This window comes from Microbacterium oxydans, from assembly GCF_026559675.1.
Lineage (GTDB): Bacteria > Actinomycetota > Actinomycetes > Actinomycetales > Microbacteriaceae > Microbacterium > Microbacterium oxydans_D.
The window spans coordinates 59612-82076 of sequence record NZ_CP092891.1; the positions used below are offsets into that span (position 1 = coordinate 59612).

Consider the following 22465-nt stretch of genomic DNA (forward strand, 5'->3'; position numbering starts at 1 on the left):
ATGCCGTCTCGTTGCGCTCTCAGGTCAGCGAGCTATACTGAACAATAGATCACCAGCCCGCACTATTGTTCGGAGTTCAGTGTGCAGAGCCGCACTCGCATCATCCTCGGCGTCGACGCCGGGACCACCTCGGTGAAGACCGTCGCGTTCGACCTCGACGGCCGCATCGCGAGCGTGTCCCGCTCGAGCGTCCGCGTCCAGCGCTCGGACGACGGCCGCGCCGAAGCCGACATGGATCACATCTGGGATGCCGCGGCATCCACCATCACGGCGGTCGTCGAGGAGATCGGCGATGCCGAGATCGTGGCGCTCGGCGTGACCGGCCAGGGTGACGGCGCCTGGCTCGTCGACGCCGACGGACGGCCGGCAGGCCCCGCCGCGCTCTGGTTGGACGGACGCGCCCACGCGCGACTGGACGACTGGCTGGGCGACGGACGCGCCGACGCCGTGCACGAGGCCACCGGCTCGCCCCTGTTCGCCGGCGCGCTGCCGATCCTCGTCGACGAGCTGATGGCCGCCGACCCGAGCCTCCGCGACTGCGCCGCCACCCAGCTCAACTGCAAGGACTGGCTGCGCTTCAAGCTCACGGGTCGCCGCGCGACCGATCCGAGCGAGGCGTCTCGCACCTACCTCCACACCGGCACGGGAGCGTACGCCGACGGACTCTTCGCCGCGCTCGGACAGGAGCACGTGCGCGACCTGCTCCCCGAGGTGCTCGACCCGCAGCAGATCGCCGGACCGGTCGACCCCCACGTGGCGGCGGCTCTGGGCCTGCCCGAAGGTCTGCCCGTCGTCGTCGGCGTGGTGGACACCGCGGCTGCCGGTGTGGGACTCGGCGTCCTCGACGACGGCCGCGGCTACGCCATCCTCGGCACCACGAGCCTCGTCGGCATCAACCACGCGTCGCGTGCGGACGTGCGCACCGAGTCGAGCATCGTCCTGGCCACCGGTCGCGGCAGCCAGGTGCTGGAATCGATGGCGCCGATGACCGGAACCCCCAACCTCGACTGGGTGCGCGCCACGCTGGGCCTCGACGACGAGGACTGGGTCGTCGTCGAGAAGCAGGCCGTCGCCGTGCCTCCCGGGAGCGGTGGGGTCATCTACCTCCCCTACGGCGCGCCGAGCGGGGAACGGGCGCCCTTCTTCGCGCCCGATGCCTCGGCCTCCTGGCTCGGCATGAGCGTGACCACGACCTCGGGTCAGCTGCTGCGCAGCGTGTACGAGGGCCTCGCCTTCAGCCTGCGCGAATCGACCGAGGCGCTGGGTCTCGACGGCCCCCTCCTCGTGTGCGGCGGAGGCTCGGACTCCGACCTCCTCTGCGCGATCCTCGCCGACGTCACGGCGCGCGACATCGTCCGCCAGGACGAGCCCGAGGTCGGTGCCCGGGGAGTCGCGACGCTCGCGATGGCGGCGGTCGGCCTGGCGGACGACCTCCACGACGCCTCGCGACGCCTGACGCCGTCGACCACCACCTTCCGCCCGGACTCCGCACGCGTCGCCCTGTATGACGAGGCGTACTCCCTCTTCATCGCCACGCGCGACGCGCTGCGGCCGCACTGGCCCGGACTCCGTCACCTGCGCGAGAGCGCGGGCCACGCGGATCCTTCGGCGTCCCACGCTCACTGACCATCTCCTCCTCGAAAGAAGACACATGACTGAACAGTCCCGCCCGAAGGTGCTCATCACCGCTCCGTTCGACGCCGCGATCGCCGACTCCCTCGCCGACGCCTTCGACGTCACGCTGGTCGACCCGACCATGGACGGCGGATCGCTCGCGGACCGCGGGGTCGACGAGTCGCTCGCTGCGGCGGACGTCGTGATCGCCGAGCTCGACGTCGTCGACGAGGCGGCCCTCGCCAAGGCGCCCGACCTCAAGGCCGTCGTGTCGTGCCGCGCCAAGCCGGCGAACGTCGACCTCGACGCCTGCACGGCGCGCGGCATCCCCGTCTTCACCACTCCCGGTCGCAACGCCGGCGTCACGGCCGACCTGAGCTTCGCACTGCTCCTGGCCACCGTGCGCAAGGTGAGCGAGTCCGAGCGCTGGCTGCGCGCGGGCAACTGGAGCGAGCGCGACGTGTTCGAGCCGTACGAGATCTTCCGCTCCATCGGCCTCGACGGCCGCACCCTCGGCGTCCTCGGCGGCGGGGCCGTCGGCCGCCGCATGGTCTCCCGCGCCCGGGGCTTCGGCATGACCGTCAAGGTGTACGACCCCTTCCTCGCCCCGGATGCGTTCGGCGACGAGGCCAGCGTGGTCTCCCTCGACGAGGTGCTCTCCACGTCTGACATCGTCACGGTCCACGTGCCCCTGATGCCGGAGACCGAGGGCCTGCTGGGTGAGCGCGAGCTCGCGCTGCTGCGCCCCGACGCGTTCCTGATCAACGCCGGCCGCGCGGCCATCATCGACGAGCAGGCCCTGATGACCGTGCTGCGCGAGCACCGGATCGCCGGCGCCGGATTCGACGTCTTCTACGAGGAGCCGCTCCCCCGCGACCACGAGCTGTTCACCTTCGACGACGTCACGATGACGCCGCACATCGCGGGGGCATCCGACGACGTCATCGTCGAGCACTCGCGCATCGCCGCCGCCGCTCTGCGCGCCTGGCTCGCCGGTCAGCGGGTCCCCGGCACCGCGAACGAGAAGGCGCTCGCCGCCGCGGGCTAGGACGTCCTCCGGGAGGCGGATCGCGCGCGCCGGCGCGCGGTCCGCTCCCGCGTGCCGTCAGCTGAGCAGGGCGGTGACGGTGTTCGAGTCGGTGACGAGCATGTTGACCATGCCGCTGGCGAGGGCCGCCCGCACCGCCTCCACCTTCGCCGCGCCCGCGGCGATCGCCAGGCGGTGCGGGATGGCGCGGAGCTGGTCGAGGTCGAGTCCGACGACGCGTGCATCGAGCTCTCCGCGCACCGGAGCTCCGGAGGCGTCGAAGAACCGACCCCCGATGTCGCCGATCGCGCCGGCTTCGAGGAGTGCGGTGCGCTCGTTCTCGCTCAGCGACCCGAACAGGAGTCCGCGGGTGTCGTGGGTGCTGCCGATGCCCGCGATCAGAGTGGTCGCCTCCGCGGCGCGCGCCAGCACATCGCGCACGCCCGGATCGGCGTAGGCGCTCTCGGCGGCCTGCGGTGTCGCGGCGACGAGCGGGGCCGGCAGGTGGAACGCCGAGCCGTCCGTCCGCTGTGCGAGCGCGATGGTCAGCTCGTGCGGGTTGGCGCCGTGGGCGAGTCCGCTGCTCGACCCGGTGAGCGGCACGAAACGGGCGCCCAGCGCGCGGGCCGGGAACGCCTCCACCACGGCGGCCACCGCGGTGGAGAGACCCATCGCGACGGTGGTGTCCTTCTCGATGACGCTCGCGAGCGCCTCGGCGCCCACCGTGGCCATCGCCCTCGACGCCTTCGCGGGGTCGTCGACGCTCGGGGCGATCCAAGCCTGACGCAGCCCGAAGCGGTTGAGGAGGGCCTGCTCCTCGGCGGCGAAGAGCGATTCCTCCACGTGCACGATGATCTCGACCATGCCGGAGTCGCGGGCCTCGGCGAGGAGCCTCGTCACCCGGACACGGGACAGACCGAGCGCGTCGGCGATTTCCTGGTGCGTGAGCCCCAGCTCGTAGTACATGCGCGCCACGCGACCCATCAGCATGCTGAACATCCTCCCATGCCGCCTCGTCCGGCCGCCGTCCGCCCTGCTTGACAATTGCGCGACTCATGCCCAAGATGGCCATGGGCATTCGTTCACGTCGCTGCACAAATGTACACCACTACCCCGAAATCTCTACGCGCTCAACGAGGAGACACCCATGGTCACCCCCGCAACACCTCCCGTCGAAGGACGTTTCGCGCGCCTTCTCAGTTCGCAGGGCATCTCCCGCCCCATCGCCTGGGGCTTCGTCGCCCTGACGATCTTCATGATCGGAGACGGCATCGAGGCCGGCTTCCTCTCCCCGTACCTCGACGAGCGCGGGTTCGACGGCAGCCAGATCGCCCTGCTGTGGTCGGTGTACGGCATCGTCGTCGCGGTCGCCGCCTGGCTGAGCGGTGCGCTCGCCGAGGCGTGGGGCCCCAAGCGCGTCATGATGCTCGGCTTCGGCATCTGGGTCGTCTTCGAGGTGCTCTTCCTCGTCTTCGGCGTGATGGGCGGCAACTTCGAGATCATGCTCCTCGCCTTCGGCATCCGCGGGCTCGGCTACCCGATGTTCGCCTACGGATTCCTGGTGTGGGTCACGATCGACACCGACGAGAACGTGATGGGTCGCGCCGTCGGCTGGTACTGGTTCTTCTCCACGCTTGGCCTCGGCGTGCTCAGCTCCTACTTTGCCGGCGCGGTCATCCCGATCATCGGAGAGCTGGCCACGCTGTGGATGGCGCTCGCGTTCGTGGTGGTCGGCGGACTGATGGTCCTGGTGCTGCTGCGCAACCCGGTCACGAAGAAGGTAACCGTCGCGAACAGCGTCAAGGGCGTCGTCAGCTCCCTCACCATCGTCGCGACCAACCCGAAGGTCGGCGTCGGCGGCGTGGTCCGCATCATCAACACCCTCTCCTTCTACGCGTTCGTCGTCTTCCTCACCACGTACATGGTCCGTGACGTGGGCTTCGACCTCGCCCAGTGGCAGATCATCTGGGGCACGATGCTCGCCGCGAACGTCGCCGCGAACCTCCTCTCCGGCTACCTCGCCGACTGGATCGGCCGCGTCAACGTCGTGGCCTGGGCCGGCGGCATTGGCTGCTTCGTCACCGTCCTCGCGCTCTTCTACGTCCCCACGCTGATCGGTCCGAACTTCTGGATCACGATCGCGATCGCCATCGTCTACGGCCTCGCGCTGGGCATGTTCGTGCCGCTGTCCGCGATCGTCCCGCTGCTCGCACCGAAGAACAAGGCCGCCGCGGTCGCGATCCTGAACCTCGGCGCCGGCCTCAGCCAGTTCATCGGCCCGGTCATCGCCGGTCTCGCCGCACCCGTCGGCATCGAGGGCACGGTCTGGATCATCGCCTCGCTCTACCTGGTCGGCTTCGCCCTGACGTTCCTGCTGAAGGCGCCGAAGGACGCGGGTGACGTCGTGACGGCGAACCCCGCTCCGTCCGCCGTCAGCGCCTGACATCCCCTCACCCCACCCCGAAAAGGAGTCGCCATGACCACGCGTGTGGAATCCCTCGTCGAAGAACTGATGGCCGTCGGCGCCGACATCGTCGCCCGCGGACTCGCCCTCGCCTCCGGAGGCAACATCTCCGCCCGCATCGACGAGGACACTTTCGTGGTCACCGGCTCCGGCACCTGGCTCGACAGGCTCACGCCCGAGGACTTCTCGGTCATGAGCCTGTCGGGCGAGGTCATCAGCGGCTCCGCGAGCCCCTCCAGCGAGTGGAAGCTGCACCAGCGCAGCTATGCGACCCGCGCCGACGTGAACGCGGTGGTGCACGTGCACCCCCAGCACGCCGTGCTGCTCAACGCGCTCGGACACGACGTGCGCCTGATCACGCTCGACCATGCGTACTACGTCCGCTCGGTCGGGACCACGCCGTACTACCCGAACGGCTCCGACGAGCTCGCCGACTCCGCCGCGGAGCAGGCCGCGCATCACGACTGCATCATCATGGGCCACCACGGCTGCTCCGCACTGGGCGACTCGGTGAGCATGGCGTTCCGTCGGGCGCTCAACCTCGAAGAGGCCGCCACCGCGACCTACCGCGCCCTCCTCCTCGGCGACACCGAGACCGCCTTCCCCGCCGAGGCGCTCGCCACCCTGCACCACGCCTGAACAAGGAGCTGTGATGACGACCGCCCCCACGCACATCACCATCGATCCCGACATCAGCGAGGCGACCAAGCGCTTCCTCGCCCAGCCGCCACGGCTGCTCATCGACGGCGAGCTCGTCGAGGCGCACTCCGGTCGCACCATCGACATCGTCGACCCGGGCACGGGTGCGGTCATCGCCCGTTCGGCAGCCGCGGACGCGGTGGACGCCGACCGCGCGGTGCAGGCCGCCCGCCGCGCCTTCGCCCCCGACGCGCCCTGGCGACGCATGAGCGCCCTCGACCGCGGCCGGATCATCCTGCGGCTCGCCCGCCTCCTGGAGGAGCGCGCCGACGAGTTCGTCGAGCTCGAGGTGCTCGACGGGGGCAAGCTCAAGGGGGCGGCGGCATCCGTCGATCTGCCCCTCGCGATCAACCACTTCGAGTACTTCGGCGGATGGCCGTCGAAGATCGAGGGCAACACGATCCCTGTGTCGATCACCGACGCGATGGTGCGCACCGAGCGCGTTCCGGTCGGCGTCGTGGCCCAGATCGTGCCGTGGAACTACCCGCTCCTCATGGGTGTGTGGAAGATCGCGCCGGCACTCGCCGCCGGCTGCACCATCGTCATGAAGCCCGCGGAGAACACGCCGCTCTCGCTCCTGCGCCTGGGCCAGCTCGCGCTCGAGGCGGGCATGCCGAAGGGCGTGCTGAACATCCTCACCGGTTACGGCGCCGAGGCCGGCGAGGCACTCGTCGACCACCCCGACGTCGACAAGGTCGCCTTCACCGGCTCCACCGCGGTCGGCACCCGCATCGCCCAGCGCGCGGCCCCCATGGTCAAGCGCGTGACGCTCGAGCTCGGCGGCAAGAGCCCGAACATCATCTTCGACGACAGCCCCGTCGAGGAGGCCGCGGCGGCCGCGGCCAGCGCGATCTTCTTCAACGCGGGCCAGGCCTGCGCCGCCGGGTCGCGCCTCTACGTGCAGAAGCGCTCGTACGACGACGTCGTGGGCCGCCTGGCCGACATCGCCTCGTCCATGACGGTCGGCCACGGCTTCGACCCGTCCGCGCAGATCGGTCCGGTCATCTCCACCCGTCAGCACGAGCGGGTGCTCGGCTACATCGACGGCGCCCAGGAGCAGGGCGCGACGGTCGCCGCCGGCGGGTCCGCGTTCCCCGATGCCGCGATCCCGGGCGGGTACTACATCCGCCCCACGGTCCTGACGGATGTGGACGACACCTTCGCCGCCGTGCGGGAGGAGATCTTCGGACCCGTCGTCGTGGCGCAGCCGTTCGACGACATCGATGAGATCGCCCGCCGTGCGAACGACTCCCCCTACGGTCTCGCGGCGGGCATCTGGACGCGCGACATCACGAAGGCGAACCGCCTGGCCGGGCTCCTGCAGGCGGGCACGGTCTACATCAACATGTACGGCGCGACCGATGCGGCGGCTCCGTTCGGCGGGTTCAAGATGTCGGGCTACGGCCGCGACATGGGCCATGCCAACCTGGAGTCGTACCTGGAGACGCGCACCGTCTGGACGAACCTCGGGCACTGACCCCGCCTCGACCCGCCGGGCTCGACCCGGCGGGTCTTCGACCTGCGGTGTGCGACCGCGTTCTGGCGTGGCTCGGCGGCGTCTGCGAGGGTGGATCGCAGGATCTGACCCCGACCGACGGAGCGATGAGTGATGAGTGGACCGGAATCGCCGGCGATCGCGGTGGAAGGTGCTGCGCCCCGCTGGTCGCGCTGGTGGCTGGCATCCGGGTCGCTCTTCCTCGTCTCCGCCCTCCTCGCCGTCTTCCGCAGCCTTCCCGGTGCGCTCGACGGCGGAGCGCTCAGCCTGCTCGCGACGACGACGACCGCGGCGTTCAGCCTCGCGCTCGCCAGTGCGGGAATCGCCGCAGCCCGTCGGCAGGATGCGCTGCGGCTGTCGAGGGGCACGGTCGTCGCACTGTTCCTCCTCGCGATCTGGGTCTTCGTGGGTCAGCCGCTCCTGACCGCGGTGTTCGACGTCACCTCCGCCGCACCGCTCTTCGTGGACCCGCTCGTGAAGCTGGGTCTGAGCGGAGTGGTGGTCGCCGGAGTGCTGCGCAGCCCGATGCCCACGCCGTGGCGCTACATCCCCGCCATCGCTCTCGCCGCCGTGGTGGCGGGCTCCCTGATGGAGTTCGCGGCGCTGTCGGGGAGCATGTCGGAGATGAACACGATGTTCCTCGTCTCCAACATCGTGCTCCTCGTCCGCATCCTCGCCGCGGGGGCCCTGGGCGCTGTCGCGCTGCGGGCGGCGCGTTCCCGCTCGAGCTCCGTCGTCGTGTTCGGCGGATGACCGGAGCGGGCGCGCCGGCCGTCCTCAGGCGATCGTGACGTAACCGCTCGACGAGTCGTCCTCCACGAGGACATAGGAGAGGACGTCGTCCGCGTGTGACGGCACCTGGCGCCACACGCGCTCGCGGCCCTCGGCGGCGTAGTCGAGCACGATCCACTCGGGCGCCGTCCCTTCGCGCCGGGCGACCACGTAGGACGTGCATCCGAGGCCGCCGGATCCGAGCCGGGCGACGAACTCATCGGCAGCCACCCGAGGCGGCGGTGTGAGGGACAGCTCGGCGGATCGGATCCGCAGGGTCACGTCCCCGCGCGCCTCCCGCCTCTTCATGCGGATCTCCCGGCGCGGACGCCGAGCTCGCTGGTGCTCTGCAGCCCGTGGGCGTCGAGGTACGCACGGATCACGTCGTGGACGAGGCGGATCTGCGCCTCGTTCCCCATGGCCGCCTGCATCGCGCCCATGGACGGTGCCGGCTTGCCGTCGACGCGTTCGAGCGCTTCCCAGACGATGTCCTCGCGCGAGCCGCGGCCCATCGAGTGCGGCATCGAGCTGAACACCGGGCTGGGCTTCCAGCCGGATCGGGTCTCCTCCATCAGCGATTCCTCTCTTCTCTCGCCGGTGGCAGTCGGATGCGGGGTGCACACGATCCTGCGCGATGGCGCGCAGAACACCGCTCTGGGGCGACAAGCCCCCGATGAACGGCGCGCCATCTGCCGGCCGGATGCCTCCCGTGCGGATGCCGTCTGCGACGAGCGGGGGAGGGATGATCCGGCCGTCCGGTTCCCTCCGACCGTACCACGTTATTTTGAGTCATTCAAAATAACGGGCGAGTGGATGGCGCGGAGAAGGCCCGGCCCTCCAGGAGCCGGGCCTCGTGCGGCGACGTCAGGAGAGGTCGGCGGCGGTCGGGACGACGGTGGCGTAGAGGTCGGCGATGCCCGCGAGGGCCGCGCGATGCAGCTGCTCGGCCGGCACGTCGCCGGCGACGGAGGGGAGCGCTCGCGTCGCGGTGGCCGCGGCGACGACGGTGGGTCGGTTGCCGCGGAGGAACGCGCCCTCCGTCGTGTACGTCACGCACATGTGGGTCATGAATCCGGCGATGACGACGTCCTCGTGCCCGGCCGCGTCGACCAGGTCGCCGAGCTCGGTGCCGACGAAGGAGTTCGGCGCCTTCTTGACGACCACCGCTTCCCCGTCGACCGGTGCGACGCGCTCATGGATCGCACCGATGTCCTCGCGGATGTCGTACGCCGATCCGGCACCGCCGTCGTGCTGCACGTGGATCACGGTCGCGCCGGCCGTGCGGGCTCGCGTGAGGAGGTCGGCGGCGGCGTTGAGCGCAGCGTCCCACCCCTCGAGCTCCATCTCGCCCCGGGTGTACGTGTTCTGGAAGTCGACGAGCACGACGGTCGAGGCCGTGAGCGTCGCGGGGGTGTCGACGACGCCGCTGAGCGTGCGGAGTGTGGCTGAGGTGGTCATTCCGGGTGTCCTCTCTCGGGGGTCGTCAGTAGTCTGGTTGACCCGAAGACATCTGAACAGGTGGTTTCGGGTCACGACCCGTCGAGATCGGCTCGGAGGGTCAGGAAGGAAGGCGCATGGCCGCTCCGCGTGTGACCGTGATCGCGGTGGAGGGAATCAGCCCGTTCCATCTCTCCGTCCCCTCGCTGGTGTGGGGCGGGGAGACGCCCGTCGGCGAGATCGACCCGTGGCCGATCCGGGTCGCGGCGCTCCGGGCGGGCACCCTGCGCACCTCGGCCGACTTCGACATCGATGTCCGCCACGGGCTGGAGGCCGTCCGTGGGGCCGACGTGGTGGTCGTCCCGTGGTGGGGCGAGCCGGGGAGCGCAGCGCCGGACGAGTTGTCCCTCGCCCTGCGGGACGCACGCGACGAGGGCGCCGAACTGGTCGGACTCTGCCTGGGCGCGTTCCCTCTCGCCGACAGCGGGGTGCTCGACGGCCGCACGGCGACCACGCACTGGAAGTGGGCCGACGTCTTCCGGCAGCGCTTCCCCCGCGTGGCCCTGGAGCCGGAGGAGCTGTACATCGACGGGGGGCGCATCATCACGGGCGCCGGCGCCACCGCGGGCATCGACGCCTGCCTGCACCTGCTCGCCCGCAGAGAGGGTCAGCACGTCGCGAACCGTGTCGCCCGGAGGATCGTCGCACCGCCGCACCGTGCCGGCGGGCAGGCGCAGTTCATCGAGCGGCCGATCCCCGAGAGCGGAGGAGACCCGGCCGCCGACGCGATGCGCTGGGCGGCGGCGAACCTCGAGACCGACCTCTCCATCGACGTCCTCGCCGCACGCGCGCACCTGAGCCGCAGCTCCTTCACCCGCGCCTTCCGCGCCCGTACGGGATCGACGGTCGCGAAGTGGGTGCTCGCGCAGCGGCTCGCCGCGGCCAGGGAACTGCTCGAGACCACCGCGCTGCCGATCGACGCCGTGGCCGCGACGACCGGGTTCGGCGGTGCCGCGCTCTTCCGCCAGCACTTCGGGCGGGCGTTCGGCGCGACTCCGAGTCAGTACCGGTCGGCCTTCCGCGCGCCCTGAGCGCCGGAGCGTGCGGTCAGTGCCCGCCCGGCGCCCGCGGGGAGCGCAGCACGAAAGCCCACAGCGCGACTAGGGCGAGCGCCTGGCCGGTGAACATGATGATCGCGACCGGCAACCCGGACGTGATCCCCACGAGTCCGGCGAGGGGCGACGCGATCGCACCCAACAGCTGCCGGGAGGCGCCGACTCCGGATGCCGCGGCCCCGGCCACCACGCCTTCGTGGCGCGACATCGCGGCGGCCTGGATCGACGGCGTCGACAGGCCGAGGAAGAACGTGAACGCCCACAGGGGTCCGAGCACGCCGAAGATGCCGGCGTCGGGCGTCGCGAGCTGGATCGCCGCCATGACCGCGGTGGACATGACCGTGCCGACGACGCCGATCAGGAGCAGCGCATGGAAGCCGAGTCGACGGGACACGCGTCCGCTGAGCTGATTGCCCGCGAGCATGAACAGCGCGTGCGTCGCGAACACGAGGCCGTACCCGGTGGGTGTCAGGCCGAAGACCTGCTGGAACAGGAAGGATGAGGCGGCGAGGTAGCTGAACATGCCGCCCCACATGAACGCGCTCGTGAGGGCGAGGCCGCGGTACGTGCGGTCGTGGAACACCTCGACCAGGCCGCGGAATCGGCGCACGACGCCGTCGCGATGACGGGCGCGCAGCGGCAGGGTCTCCGTGAGGACCGAGCCGCACAGCAGGGCGACGATCACTCCGTAGCACGCGAGCGTGACGAAGACGAGACGCCAGGGCATGATCTGCAGGAGCGTCGAGCCGAGCAGCGGTCCGACAGCCACGGCCAGGCCCGAGATCAGCGCCATGTTCGACAGCATCCGCACCATCGCGTGACCCGAGTACAAGTCCCGCACGATCGAGAGCGCGATGACCCCGGTGGCCGCCGCAGCGAGACCGAGGACGAACCGTGCGCCGGCGAGCATCTCGGCGGATGGTGCCACGGCGCACAGGAGGGACGCGACGATATGCAGGCCGCATGCCGCGAGCAGCGGCGCCTTTCGTCCCACCATGTCGCTGAGCGGCCCGGCGAGGAGCTGGCCGAAGAGGCTGCCGATCATCGCGCCGGTGAAGGTGAACTGCACGGCGGCTTGGCTCGCGGCGAACTCGGCGGCGATCTGTGGGAAAGCGGGGAGGTAGATGTCGATCGTCAAGGTCGAGATCGTCTGCAGGATGCCGAGTGTCACGGCATAGAGGACCCGCCGTCGACGGATCGGGTCATCCGCCGCGGCTGCTGCACCCGCCGTCATGCGGGAGAGGCTTCGCGATCGACGTCCAGCAGGAAGTCAGCCGGATCGTCGAGCAGGCCGCGGAACGCGAGTGCTCCGGCTCCGACGAGGAGCTGGTCGGCGCCGAACTGGGTGGGCTGGAGCAGGGGCGGACGTGAGATCGCCGTCAGGGTCGCGGCGGCCACCGCGCGTTCGAGCTCAGCGCGACGCTGTTCCAGCACCCCGGTCAGGAATCCGCCGAGCATGATCATCTCGGGGTCGTACACGAGGACGATCGAGCGCAGCACACGCCCGAGGTACTCGGCGTCGCGATCGAGGAGTGCCGACACCTCAGGGCGCCGAGTCGCGCGCAGGGCGGCGCCGAAGTCGGCGAAGCTGCTCAGGTCGTCCCCGAGGGCTGCCTCGTAATGTCGGAACGCGACGGTCGGCTCGAAGCACCCGCGCGAGCCGCAGGCGCATTCGACGCCGTCCATGTCCACGGTGAGGTGGCCCAGGCGAGACGCGAGGTTGTTCCCGCCGACGAGGATGCGATCCGCGACGATCGCGGAGCCGCCGATGCCGCCCGGGCCGCCGTAGATGTAGGTCGTGTTCCTGCTTCCCCTGGCGGCTCCCCACATCGTCTCGGTCGTGACGGCCAGCTCGGCGTCGTAACCCAGACGGGTGGGAAGGCCCGTGCGGTCTTCGAGGGCCTGCGCGAACGGTTCCTGCTCCCACTCCAGGTACGGCGCCCAGGTCACGAGGCGTGCGGTCGGGTCCACTCGGCCGGGGATGGCTGCGCCGATGCCGACGAGCCGCTCGCCGGGGAACTTCTCGCGGTGCGCGGTGATCGCTGCCGCTACGGTCTCCGCGGCGGTCCTGGGCGTCGGCCGGCCGGACAGGGGGATCATCCGCGACTCGTGGACGCTGCCGTCCAGACGGCTGAAGCCCACCCGCACTCCCCGCACGTCGGCGTTGACGGCGACGCCGACGAGGTCGTCGCGCGTGGAGTAGTTCGCCGACGGTCGCCCGGCCTTCTCGGTGGGAAGCGGGTCGGTCTGGGTGAGGATGCCGTGTTCCACGAGCTCGCCGAGGAGCGCACCGACCGCCGTTCGACTGAGGCCGGTGAGGTGGGTCACGCGTGATCTCGTCAGTGAGCCGTGACGGTGCACCAGGGTGAGCACGCGGCTGAGGTTCTCGCGGCGGAGCCCGTCGGCCGTGCTGGGCACGGCGCGCGTCTCGGATCTCGGCGACGGTCGCGTGGCTTCCGTGCGGCTGGACTCGGTCATCGGCGACCACTCCTTGCTTCCACTGGCTCGTCCATGGTAGGAAATATGTCATTCAGTATTACATATCCCTCATAGATGAGGAAGTAGGGAACTCTCAATGGCGAATGTCCTCATTCTCTCCGGAAACGGTCGATATGCCGACCCCTGGCACCCGTTCGATGCCACGAGCGCCATCGTCGCCGATCTCCTCCGCGACGTCGGCCATAACGTGGAGGTGAGTGGAGACGTCGAGGAGCGCCTCGCCGATCTCGATGGTGTGGACCTGCTCGTCGTGAACGCGGGGAACCCCACCCGGCACGGTCTGCAGTCGCCCGCCGCGGCGGCCGCGCGCGACGGACTGCACGCGTACCGGGTCCGCGGCGGAGGCGTGCTCTCCCTTCACGTCTCGGCGGGAAGCCTGCCCGAGGTGCCGGAATGGCGCGAGATCATGGGCGGGCACTGGGAACAGGGGGTGACGATGCACCCCGACAACTCCCTCACCACGCTGCAGGTCGCCGCCTCGGAGCACCCGGTGGTCGCCGGACTCGACGACTTCCAGACCTTCGACGAACGGTACAGCTGGCTCGTGGTCGCCGACGACGTCGAGCCGCTGCTCTTCCACGAGCACGACGGGGTCCGTCATCCGATCCTGTGGACCCGCACCGACGAACACGGCGGACGGGTCGTCTACGACGCGCTCGGCCACGATCCCCGTGCCTACGAGAGCGCGGGAACCCGTTCCCTCATCACCAGGTCAGCCGCCTGGATCCTCGATCAGCCTCACCCCGAATAAGTCATCTCGCAGACAAAATCCCCCGCATCTCGCCGTTCATCAACAAGGAGGTCGTATGAAGAAGATGCTCACCGCGGTCGGCTCCGTCGCCGTGCTCGCCCTTGCTCTCACCAGCTGCACTGGAGGAGACACCCCGTCCGACGAACCCGACTCCTCATCGCAGGAGCACGTCGACCTCACCTGGTGGACATGGTGGGGCACGGCGCAGGACATGGCCGACAAGTACAACGCCTCGCAGGACCGTGTCACCGTCACGGTGGAGAACGTCGGCGGAGGCACCGAGCAGTTCACCAAGCTCAACCAGGCCGTCCGTGCCGGTGAAGGTCCCGACCTCGCGCTCGCCGAATACCAGTGGCTGCCGTCCTACCTGACCGCGGGCGTCGCCGAGGACATCTCGGAATACGTCGACGGCGTCAAGGGCGAGTACAACCCGGCCATCTGGAACCTCGTGCAGCTCGGTGATGGCGTCTACGGCGTGCCGCTGGATCAGGCACCGATGCTGTACATCTACCGCGCGGACCTGTTCGAGAAGTACGGTCTCGACGTGCCCACCACGTGGGACGAGTTCGCGGATCTCGCCGCGAAGGTCCGGACGATCGATCCGGAGATGTACCTGTCCACGATGCCGGCGCAGGATGCCGGATGGTTCGCGGGGCTGAGCGCGCAGGCCGGTGCGCAGTGGTTCGCGCAGAAGGACGGCGTGTGGGACGTCACGATCGCGGGCGGCAAGGCCGACGAGGTCGCGGACTACTGGGATGGACTGGTGAAGGACGATCTCGTCCTGACCGACCAGTATCAGACCACCGAGTTCAACACGCGCATGGCCAGCGGGCAACTGCTCTCCCTGCCCACCGGCTCGTGGTTCGCAACGGGGATGAGCGTGTTCAACGGTGCCCCCGACACCGTCGGCACCTGGGCCATCGCGCCCCTGCCCACCTGGGAGAAGGGCGACAAGGTGTCGTTCCAGGGCGGTTCCGCTGCTCTCGTGACCACCGTGTCGGAGCACCCGAAGGAGGCGGCCGAGTTCCTCACCTGGCTCGGCTCGCAGGAGGACGGCCAGCGCGCCATGATCGAGGCCGGCGGGAACTTCCCCGCGTCGAACCCCGGTCTCGACGTCTACGCATCCATCCCGCTGAGCGACCAGCGGGCGGCGTACAAGCAGGAGGACTTCCACGAGATCCTCACGGAGATCGCCGGGAACACCCTCGAGATCACCTGGGCGCCGAACACGACCATCGCGTTCAGCAACTACGTCGATGAGATCGGGCGGGCGATCACCGCGGGCACCTCGTTCCGCGATGCCCTGTCGAAGACCCAGGACGCCGTGATCGCCGACCTGGAATCCAGCGGGTTCGACGTCAAGTAGCCCCGTGGGGCGGCGCCGGTGTGCGCCGCCCCACAACGGAAGGAATCCCTCATGTCCGTTCTCTCAGACGAGAAGCTCGCCCCGGCCGCTGTCGCGCCGTCGCGGGCCGCAGGACGACGGCCCTCACGTCGTCCCCGCGCGCCCTACGCGTTCGTCCTCCCCGCGGCGCTCCTGTTCCTCGCGTTCTATCTGATCCCCCTCGGGTACGCGATCTACCTCAGCTTCCGCGGCGCCAAGGTCAGCGGCGGCGGCGGATACGGTACCCGCGAGGAGACGTGGGTCGGCCTCGAGAACTACGCCAATGTGCTCACCGACCCCGAGCTCCTCGCAAGCCTGGTGCGCCTCCTGCAATACGGCCTCATCACCGTGCCCATCACCCTGGGGGGTGCGCTCCTGATCGCCCTCCTCCTGGACGCGCCCCGTGCGCGCTTCGTGACGGCATCCCGCACCGCGATCTTCGCGCCCTATGCGGTGCCGGGGATCATCGCCTCCATCATGTGGGGCTTCCTCTTCCTGCCGTCGACCAGCCCGCTCAACGCGATCCTGAAGAGCCTCGGGCTGCCGACGCTCAACCTGCTGGACAGTTCCTGGGTGATCGGCTCGCTCGCCAACATCGCGATCTGGGGCGCGCTCGGATTCAACATGATCATCCTCTACACCGCGCTCCGTTCGGTCCCGATGGAGATCTACGATTCGGCGCGCGTGGACGGCTGCAGCGAGTGGCAGATCGCCTGGCGGATCAAGATCCCGCTGATCGCTCCGTCGCTGGTGCTGACCTCGCTGTTCTCGCTGATCGCCACACTCCAGGTGTACAGCGAGCCGACCACGCTTCGCCCGCTGACGAGCGCGATCACGTCCACCTTCTTCCCCCTCATGAAGGTGTATCGCGACGCGTTCACCAATGATCAGATCAATGCTGCTGCCGCCATGGCCGTGGTCATCACCGTGGGCACGCTGGTCGCCTCCCTCGGGTTGCTGCGCCTCGTGCAGGGCAAGACGAACGGAGACGAGCGATGACCACCGCCACGCAGATCGTCGGTCGGCGCCTCACCCGCGTGCCCGTGACCGACGCCCCCGTCGGGCGCTCGCACAAGGGCGCCTTCTGGCCCACGTTCGCGCTGATCGCGGGCGCCCTGTACTGCCTCTTCCCGCTGGTGTGGGTCGTGATCGCCTCCACGAAGAGCTCGCGCGAGCTGTTCACCACGTCGACGCTGCTTCCCGGCACCGGGCTGTGGGACAACCTCACCACCCTGTTCGCCTACAACGACGGCGTCTACGTGAAGTGGGCGCTGAACACGGTGCTGTTCGCCGGCGTCGGCGGGCTCGCCTCGATGGTCGTCAGCGGACTGGCCGGATACGCATTCGCAAAGTTCGAGTTCCGCGGCAAGGGACTGCTGTTCAAGCTCCTGCTCGCCGGTGTGCTGGTGCCCGGGATCACCCTCGCCATCCCGCAGTACTTCATCATGGCGGGGCTCGGTCTGACCAACACGTACTGGTCGGTGCTGCTGCCGATGCTGATCAGCCCGTTCGGGATCTTCCTCGCGCGGATCTACGCCGCGTCCTCCGTGCCCGACGAGACGCTGGAGGCCGCGCGGCTCGATGGTGCCAGCGAGTTCGCGATCCTGCGCAAGATCACCTTCCCGATCATGCTGCCCGGACTCGTCACGGTGTTCATGCTGCAGTTCGTCGCGATCTGGAACAACTTCCTGCTCCCGTACCTGATGCTCTCGGGCGAGGACAAGTACCCGCTCACCGTCGGCCTGTTCACCCTGGTCAGCCGCGGCACCAATGAGCCCGCGCTCCATACCGCGGTGATCACGGGTTCCGCGCTCGCCGTGATTCCGCTCGTGCTGCTGATGCTCTGGCTCTCCCGGTACTGGCGTCTCGATCTGATCAGCGGAGGGCTGAAGGGATGACGTCGTTCACGGCCCCGCGCGCACTCGGCCGGACCGGGACGGAGATATCGAGCATCACGGTGGGTGCCGCCGGATGGCAGCGACGGGCCGACGGCAGCGGCCCGACGCCCGAGGAGACCTCAGCGCTCGCGCGGGAGATCCTCGCCCACCCCTGGATCACAGCGCTCGACACCTCCAACAACTACGGCGGCGGGCAGAGCGAGCGCCGCGTGGGAGTCGCCCTCGACGACGCGGGCGGGATCCCTCCGGGGTTCGTGCTCAGCACGAAGGCGGATCGACACGGCCGGACCGGCGACTTCTCGGGCGAGCGCATGCGACGCTCGCTGGAGGAGAGCCTGGCGCGGCTGGGCATCGATCGTTTCCCTCTTCTCTTCCTCCACGACCCGGAGAACACCACCTGGTCGGCCGCCACAGCCCATGACGGGCCCGTCGCCGCGCTCGTGCAGGCGCGGGACGAGGGCTTGATCGCGCACCTGGGCGTCTCGGGTGGGAACTGCACGATGCTGGAGGAGTTCGTGCGCCTCGGCGAGTTCGAGGCCGTCATCAGCCACAACCGGTACACGCTCGTGGATCGTTCGGCCGAGTCGCTCCTGGAGGCGGCGGGGGAAGTCGGTGTCGGCGTGTTCAACGCGGCCCCCTACGGAGGCGGCCTGCTGACCGCGTATCCGTTCTGGACCGCTCGGTACGCGTACGGTGATGCCGAGCCCGATGTGCTCCGTGCGGCGACGGAATTCGGCGAGATCGCGGCGCGTCACGGCGTGGATCTCGGAGCGGTCTCCCTGCAGTTCTCGCTGCGCGATCCGCGGATCACCTCGACGATCGTGGGCATGCGGACCCGAGAGGACCTGCGTCGCACCGAAGCGCTTGTCGCTGCGCCGGTTCCGGAGGCACTCTGGGAGGAGATCGCGTCCGTGCGGCTGGATCCCGGCACCTGGCAGGACGCCCTGATCCCCTGGGTGCGGGAGTGACCTCGCACCCAGCATGACGAAGGCCCGGTCCTCAGCGACCGGGCCTTCGTCGCCATCCTGCGTCAGCCGCGCGGTGCGTCGTTCCAGGACCAGATGTCGTCGCCGCGCAGGACCGCGTCGGCGCCGCCGTCGCAGTAGATGGTCTGACCGGCCATGTGCGTGTTCGCCGGGCTCGTCAGCCACACCAGGAGCTCGGCGATGGACGAGGCCGGCTGGTGGTAGTTCAGCGGCATCGGGACCGCCGCGTCGACCTGCGCGAGACCTTCGGGGCTCGCGAGCAGACCCGCGGTCATCGCCGTGGTGACCGTGCCCGGGGCGACGGCGTTGAGCGGGATGCCGGCGCCGGCCCAGGCCGGGGTGACGGATTCGCGGCGCACCCAGCGCGACAGCGCGCGCTTGCTCGACGAGTAGTTGAGGAATCCGGCCTCGGGGGTGGTCGCGAGCTGGTCGCCGATCGACAGCGCCAGCGTCTCATCGCCGCTCAGGGCGGCGTCGACGAGCTCGGGCGAGACCGGCTGCAGCGACGCCATGGACGACACCACGGCGGCGCGCGGCTGGTCGGCGAGGCTCAGCGTCGGCAGAAGCGCCTCCAGGAACTCGGTCACGCCGAAGTAGTTGATGGCCATCGTCTTGGAGATCGGCGCGGCGATGCCGGCGCACGCGACGACCGCGTCGACCGTGCCGCCGGCGGCCGCGACGGCGGCATCCGCAGCCGCCTTGCGGCCGTCCGGGGTCGACAGGTCGCCTTCGACCTCGGTGCCGGCGAGGTCGACTCCGATCACCGTGTGGCCCTGCGTGCGCAGCAGCTCGGTGGTGGCTGCACCGATGCCGGAGGCGGCGCCGGTGACGATGTACGTGCGTGTCATGTTTCCTCCTTGGGGGTGGCGACGTCGGTGGAGACGCCATGAGACGGCTGCGTGCTCGTGCGGGAAAGGGCGGCGACGAATCGCGTGAGCTGCGCCTGGAACTGCTCGACCTCACGCGCATCCCAACCGTCCAGCGCGTCGTCGACCATCCGATGTCCGGCGGCGACCAGGCGTGCGTAGGCCTGGTCGCCGGCATCCGTCAACCGCACCTCGACCGTGCGTCCGGAGCGGACCCGATCGACGATGCCCTGCGCCTCCAGCCGGGAGACCAGCTTGGACGTGGTCGGGCGCGACATCGATCCGCGCTCGGCGAGCTGTCCGAATCCCATCGCCCCGCCGTTGAGGCCGAGGAGGTACACCGCGCGGATGCCGGTGGGGTCGAGCGCGACGCCGACGCCTTCCGCGACCAGCGCCTGCACGTCGCTCTCGGTCCATTCGGATACGACCCGGACGAGCGCGACGTGGATGCCTGCGACACCGTCTGCGACCGTCATACCGCCAGTCTACGCCTTTAGTTGCCTGAGGCAACTGTGCGTGGCGGGGTCGCCGATTCGGCCGCGGCTGCCGGACGCCGGGGGATCCAGCAGGAGACGGTCGCGCGGTAGGCGCGGAACTCCGGCCCGAACCGTTCCTCCAGGTCTGCTTCCTCGAGCGGCCGCACCAGCGTGTTCCAGACCAGGGAGCCGGCGAGGGCGTAGACGACCACGAGCCACGAGCCCGCGATCAGGCCGATCGCCACGCCCTGTCCGATCCCGCCGACCGCCATCGGGTTGCGGACGAACCGGTACGGGCCGGAGATCACGAGCCGGCGCGGCATCTCCGAGGGCAGCGGGGTCCCGGCGCCGCGCACGGACATCGCCGCCGACGACCACAGCGACAGGGCGAGTGCTGCGGCGAACAGGACCACTCCGCCGACGCGAAGGACGGCCGGGAAGTCCAGGTGCAGCCCCCAGCGCAGCTCCAGCGCCAGGATGATGCCGGGGATCACGATGAGGAAGATCCCCGAGAACACGAGGGTCTGCAGCGCGGCCTTCGTGACGAGGGCTCCGGTCGTGGTCGGCGCTGCCGGCCGGAAGCGGAACGGACCGATCAGCAGCCACTCCGAGGGCAATCGCCCCACGAGCACGACGATCCCGGCGGCCGTCGAGCCGGCCGCTGCCGCCACCATCAGCAGAGCGCCCCACCCCGTGGTCGCCGTCACCGTGGCGTACAGGACCATGCCGGCCGCGACGAGCATCGTCCAGGGCGCCACGATCCAGGCGACGAACCGGAGCCCGCAGGCGACCAGTGCGGAGGCGATCACGAACAGTGGGATGTCCAGCGCGGCCAGGAGTCCGACGTCGAGCGTGCCCAGCGTCGCGGATCGCACCCAGGGAAGAGTGAACACCCCGACCCACCAGGCCGCACCCGCGAGCGCCTGGGCGGCGAAGTACACGCGTTCCCACATCACGGCGCGTGTCCCGGCATCCGTCCCGGCCGAGTCCGCCGGTCGCCGGGTCGCCTCCATGCGGCCAGTCTAGGTCGGCCGCCCGCTCCCCCGAACAGGCGGCCGCACCCTCAGTTGAACAGGACGACCAGGTACACGGCGAACGTCACCAGGTGGGCCGCGCCGTGCATCGCGGTGACCCGCTTGGCGGCGAAGGTCGTCACCGAGAGCAGCAGCGTGACCCCGAGCATGAGAAGGTTCGCCGGCGACTCCGCGAGCACCACGGTCTGACCCGTGAACATCCCGATGATCAGCACCGCGGGGATCGTGAGGCCGACCGTCGAGACGAGCGCACCGTGGCAGAGGTTGTTGACCCGCTGGGCCTCTCCCCCGAGCGCGGCGCGCACAGCCGTGATCGACTCCGGAAGGAACACGATGCCCGCGATGAGCACACCCGCGAGGGCGACCGGGGCGCCGAGGCGACCCAGGCCGTCGTCGAGCAGCGCCGCCATGTCGTGCGACAGCAGCACGATCGGGATGACCGTGACCACCAGCAGCGCGAGGCGGACGAGGACCTCCGTGCGGTGCTCGGCCAGCACCTGGCGGATCCCGCCGGTGGACTCCGCCTTCTCCTGACGCTGTGCGCTCTGCAGCAGACGCGGGTCGACCTCGGTGAAGTCGCTCGCCTGCGCACCCATCTGCCGGTAGAGGAAGAACGCGTAGAGCACCAGCGTCAGGATGATGATCGGGATCTCCTGCGCGGTCGTGTACGAGCCGTCCGTGCCGATGAGGGCGGGGAGGCCGAACGCGAGGGCGACGAGCACCACCAGCATCGACAGGTACGCCGAGGTGCCGGTCCGGTTGTGCGCCATGCCGCGATGACGCAGTCCGCCGAGCAGCAGAGCGAGTCCGATGACGAGGTTCAGGATGATCATGGCGACGGCCATGACCGAGTCGCGCGCGATGGTCGCATGCTCGCCCGGGCCGAGCATGACCGCCGAGATCAGGATGACCTCGATCAGCACGATCGACAGCGTCAGGACCAGTGAGCCGTAGGGGTCGCCGAGCCGGTGCGCGAGGGCTTCGGCCTGCTTCACGACGCCGAACGCGCACACGAGGATCACGGCGATGATGACGCCGAGCGCGATGATGAGGACCGGGGCGGGCACAGGGGGCTCGAGCACCGGGTGGAGAAGGAGGAGCGCCGCGAAGGCACCCCATCCCAGGAGGACGCGGACGACGTCGGTGACGCCGATCAGCTGCTTCAGTTCCGTGCGTGACATCGCCGGACTCCTTCGAGGTGGGGCCGTCCCCGAATGAAAACGACGTCCGGGTCGTCCCGGACGCAGCGCTGTGTCAGCGCACTGCATCTGATGGTACGCGGTCGATGCCGATGGGTGACCTCGGCTTCGACGGCGGTGACGTCACTCCTGGGCGGAGGAGTGGGAGAGCGCGTGGATGTAGCGTTCCACGTCGCGGCGGAAGGCCGTCTCGCGGTGTCGACGACGCTCGACGCAGGCCCACTGCGCGGTGGCCCAGACGAGGAAGCCCGCGGAGAGCACGAGCTCGAGCCAGATCCCTCGAGCTCCGACGGAGAGCGCCGCAGCGCTGACCATCGTGAACGCGACGATGCACAGCGCGAGTGTGGCGCGGGCGGCCCGAGGTTCACGGGAGACGACCCAGAAGGGCCAGGCGGACGGGTGGTTCACGGGAGACTCCCCTCGGGGTCGTCCCCGGTCTGTCTCGCCGCCGGAGGTCGTCCTCCGTCGTCATTCCACCATCCAGGGTAGCAAATCGGCGCCGTTCCGTCTCGGGCCCCCCACCTCGCGCAGGCCGTCACGTTCTCTGGTAGCTTGGCGGCAGGTTCACCTCACGAACCTGCGGACGAGGGCGCAGTACCCGCAAAGCGACAAGACTGACCAGAAGGTCGTCTCGTGTTGCCCTGTGCGTGTGGAATCGCCCCGCATCCTCCTCGCCGTCCCTCGCGGACGCCTCCTCTTCGCGCGTCGCGACCGCCGCTCCCCCGGTGCCGTCCGACGATGCGCTCCCTG

Annotated in this window: 23 protein-coding genes and 1 riboswitch; of the genes, 12 read left to right on the forward strand and 11 right to left on the reverse strand. The window is 69.8% G+C overall.

Annotation, left to right across the window (positions count from 1 at the left end):
* Positions 1-81: 81 nt before the first annotated feature.
* Both MME74_RS00320 and MME74_RS00325 read left to right on the forward strand, forming a co-directional pair.
* The gene (locus MME74_RS00320) at positions 82-1626 is read left to right on the forward strand and encodes an FGGY-family carbohydrate kinase (RefSeq protein WP_267416635.1); all 1545 of its coding nucleotides are present in this window, start codon (positions 82-84) and stop codon (positions 1624-1626) included.
* A 25-nt stretch (positions 1627-1651) separates the two neighbouring features.
* Positions 1652-2662, forward strand: coding sequence for an NAD(P)-dependent oxidoreductase (locus MME74_RS00325; RefSeq protein ID WP_267416636.1), 1011 nt, complete (start codon positions 1652-1654; stop codon positions 2660-2662).
* Positions 2663-2719: 57 nt separating this feature from the next.
* Here MME74_RS00325 and MME74_RS00330 read toward each other — a convergent pair whose 3' ends face one another.
* Entirely contained in the window at positions 2720-3631 is a 912-nt protein-coding gene (locus tag MME74_RS00330) for a sugar-binding transcriptional regulator (protein WP_267416637.1), read from the reverse strand.
* Positions 3632-3788: 157 nt separating this feature from the next.
* Between MME74_RS00330 and MME74_RS00335 the strand changes: the two genes are divergently transcribed.
* The 4 genes from MME74_RS00335 (at position 3789) to MME74_RS00350 (ending at position 8052) form a co-directional block, all read left to right on the forward strand.
* Complete coding sequence (locus tag MME74_RS00335) at positions 3789-5084, forward strand: MFS transporter (protein ID WP_267416638.1); 1296 nt, start codon at positions 3789-3791, stop codon at positions 5082-5084.
* Between the two features lie 33 nt (positions 5085-5117).
* A complete protein-coding gene (locus tag MME74_RS00340) occupies positions 5118-5744 on the forward strand; it encodes a class II aldolase/adducin family protein (protein ID WP_267416639.1) in 627 nt (208 codons plus the stop codon).
* A 13-nt stretch (positions 5745-5757) separates the two neighbouring features.
* Positions 5758-7281 (forward strand): aldehyde dehydrogenase family protein, encoded by a 1524-nt coding sequence (locus MME74_RS00345; protein ID WP_267416640.1) that lies wholly within the window; start codon positions 5758-5760, stop codon positions 7279-7281.
* A gap of 132 nt (positions 7282-7413) precedes the next feature.
* The gene (locus MME74_RS00350) at positions 7414-8052 is read left to right on the forward strand and encodes a hypothetical protein (protein ID WP_267416641.1); all 639 of its coding nucleotides are present in this window, start codon (positions 7414-7416) and stop codon (positions 8050-8052) included.
* A 24-nt stretch (positions 8053-8076) separates the two neighbouring features.
* On the opposite strand, the gene MME74_RS00355 is transcribed toward MME74_RS00350, so the two are convergent.
* From MME74_RS00355 to MME74_RS00365, 3 genes are all read right to left on the reverse strand, one after another.
* The gene (locus MME74_RS00355; protein WP_267416642.1) at positions 8077-8379 is read right to left on the reverse strand and encodes a hypothetical protein; all 303 of its coding nucleotides are present in this window, start codon (positions 8377-8379) and stop codon (positions 8077-8079) included.
* Positions 8376-8642 carry a hypothetical protein gene (locus MME74_RS00360; RefSeq protein WP_267416643.1) on the reverse strand — a complete coding sequence of 89 codons (267 nt, stop codon included), beginning with the start codon at positions 8640-8642 and terminating at the stop codon, positions 8376-8378. The genes MME74_RS00355 and MME74_RS00360 overlap by 4 nt, the downstream gene beginning before the upstream one ends.
* A gap of 292 nt (positions 8643-8934) precedes the next feature.
* Complete coding sequence (locus MME74_RS00365) at positions 8935-9528, reverse strand: isochorismatase family protein (protein WP_267416644.1); 594 nt, start codon at positions 9526-9528, stop codon at positions 8935-8937.
* A 116-nt stretch (positions 9529-9644) separates the two neighbouring features.
* Between MME74_RS00365 and MME74_RS00370 the strand changes: the two genes are divergently transcribed.
* Complete coding sequence (locus MME74_RS00370) at positions 9645-10598, forward strand: GlxA family transcriptional regulator (RefSeq protein ID WP_267416646.1); 954 nt, start codon at positions 9645-9647, stop codon at positions 10596-10598.
* Between the two features lie 16 nt (positions 10599-10614).
* On the opposite strand, the gene MME74_RS00375 is transcribed toward MME74_RS00370, so the two are convergent.
* Entirely contained in the window at positions 10615-11856 is a 1242-nt protein-coding gene (locus MME74_RS00375; protein WP_267416647.1) for a Bcr/CflA family efflux MFS transporter, read from the reverse strand.
* Positions 11853-13100, reverse strand: coding sequence for an ROK family protein (locus tag MME74_RS00380; protein ID WP_267416648.1), 1248 nt, complete (start codon positions 13098-13100; stop codon positions 11853-11855). The genes MME74_RS00375 and MME74_RS00380 overlap by 4 nt, the downstream gene beginning before the upstream one ends.
* Positions 13101-13197: 97 nt before the next feature.
* Here MME74_RS00380 and MME74_RS00385 point away from each other — a divergent pair, with 97 nt between their 5' ends.
* The 5 genes from MME74_RS00385 to MME74_RS00405 are packed head-to-tail and all read left to right on the forward strand — an operon-like array spanning position 13198 to position 18122.
* On the forward strand, positions 13198-13872 hold the full coding sequence (locus tag MME74_RS00385; RefSeq protein ID WP_267416649.1) for a ThuA domain-containing protein: 675 nt from the start codon (positions 13198-13200) through the stop codon (positions 13870-13872).
* Positions 13873-13927: 55 nt separating this feature from the next.
* Complete coding sequence (locus MME74_RS00390) at positions 13928-15238, forward strand: ABC transporter substrate-binding protein (protein WP_267416650.1); 1311 nt, start codon at positions 13928-13930, stop codon at positions 15236-15238.
* 51 nt (positions 15239-15289) lie between these two features.
* A complete protein-coding gene (locus MME74_RS00395; RefSeq protein WP_267416651.1) occupies positions 15290-16255 on the forward strand; it encodes a carbohydrate ABC transporter permease in 966 nt (321 codons plus the stop codon).
* Positions 16252-17154 carry a carbohydrate ABC transporter permease gene (locus tag MME74_RS00400; RefSeq protein ID WP_267416652.1) on the forward strand — a complete coding sequence of 301 codons (903 nt, stop codon included), beginning with the start codon at positions 16252-16254 and terminating at the stop codon, positions 17152-17154. The genes MME74_RS00395 and MME74_RS00400 overlap by 4 nt, the downstream gene beginning before the upstream one ends.
* Positions 17151-18122 carry an aldo/keto reductase gene (locus tag MME74_RS00405; RefSeq protein ID WP_267416653.1) on the forward strand — a complete coding sequence of 324 codons (972 nt, stop codon included), beginning with the start codon at positions 17151-17153 and terminating at the stop codon, positions 18120-18122. Before MME74_RS00400 ends, MME74_RS00405 begins: the two co-directional genes overlap by 4 nt.
* A 62-nt stretch (positions 18123-18184) precedes the next feature.
* On the opposite strand, the gene MME74_RS00410 is transcribed toward MME74_RS00405, so the two are convergent.
* The 5 genes from MME74_RS00410 to MME74_RS00430 form a co-directional block, all read right to left on the reverse strand.
* The gene (locus tag MME74_RS00410; RefSeq protein WP_267416654.1) at positions 18185-18988 is read right to left on the reverse strand and encodes an SDR family oxidoreductase; all 804 of its coding nucleotides are present in this window, start codon (positions 18986-18988) and stop codon (positions 18185-18187) included.
* Positions 18985-19482: a MarR family winged helix-turn-helix transcriptional regulator gene (locus MME74_RS00415; protein ID WP_267416656.1), complete on the reverse strand. Its 498-nt coding sequence runs from the start codon at positions 19480-19482 to the stop codon at positions 18985-18987. The genes MME74_RS00410 and MME74_RS00415 overlap by 4 nt, the downstream gene beginning before the upstream one ends.
* Positions 19483-19499: 17 nt before the next feature.
* Positions 19500-20495, reverse strand: coding sequence for a methyltransferase family protein (locus MME74_RS00420; protein WP_267416657.1), 996 nt, complete (start codon positions 20493-20495; stop codon positions 19500-19502).
* A 50-nt stretch (positions 20496-20545) separates the two neighbouring features.
* The gene (locus MME74_RS00425; RefSeq protein WP_267416658.1) at positions 20546-21697 is read right to left on the reverse strand and encodes a calcium:proton antiporter; all 1152 of its coding nucleotides are present in this window, start codon (positions 21695-21697) and stop codon (positions 20546-20548) included.
* A gap of 141 nt (positions 21698-21838) precedes the next feature.
* Positions 21839-22123, reverse strand: coding sequence for a hypothetical protein (locus MME74_RS00430; RefSeq protein WP_267416659.1), 285 nt, complete (start codon positions 22121-22123; stop codon positions 21839-21841).
* A 149-nt stretch (positions 22124-22272) separates the two neighbouring features.
* Positions 22273-22338, forward strand: a riboswitch (guanidine-III (ykkC-III) riboswitch).
* Positions 22339-22465: the final 127 nt, after the last annotated feature.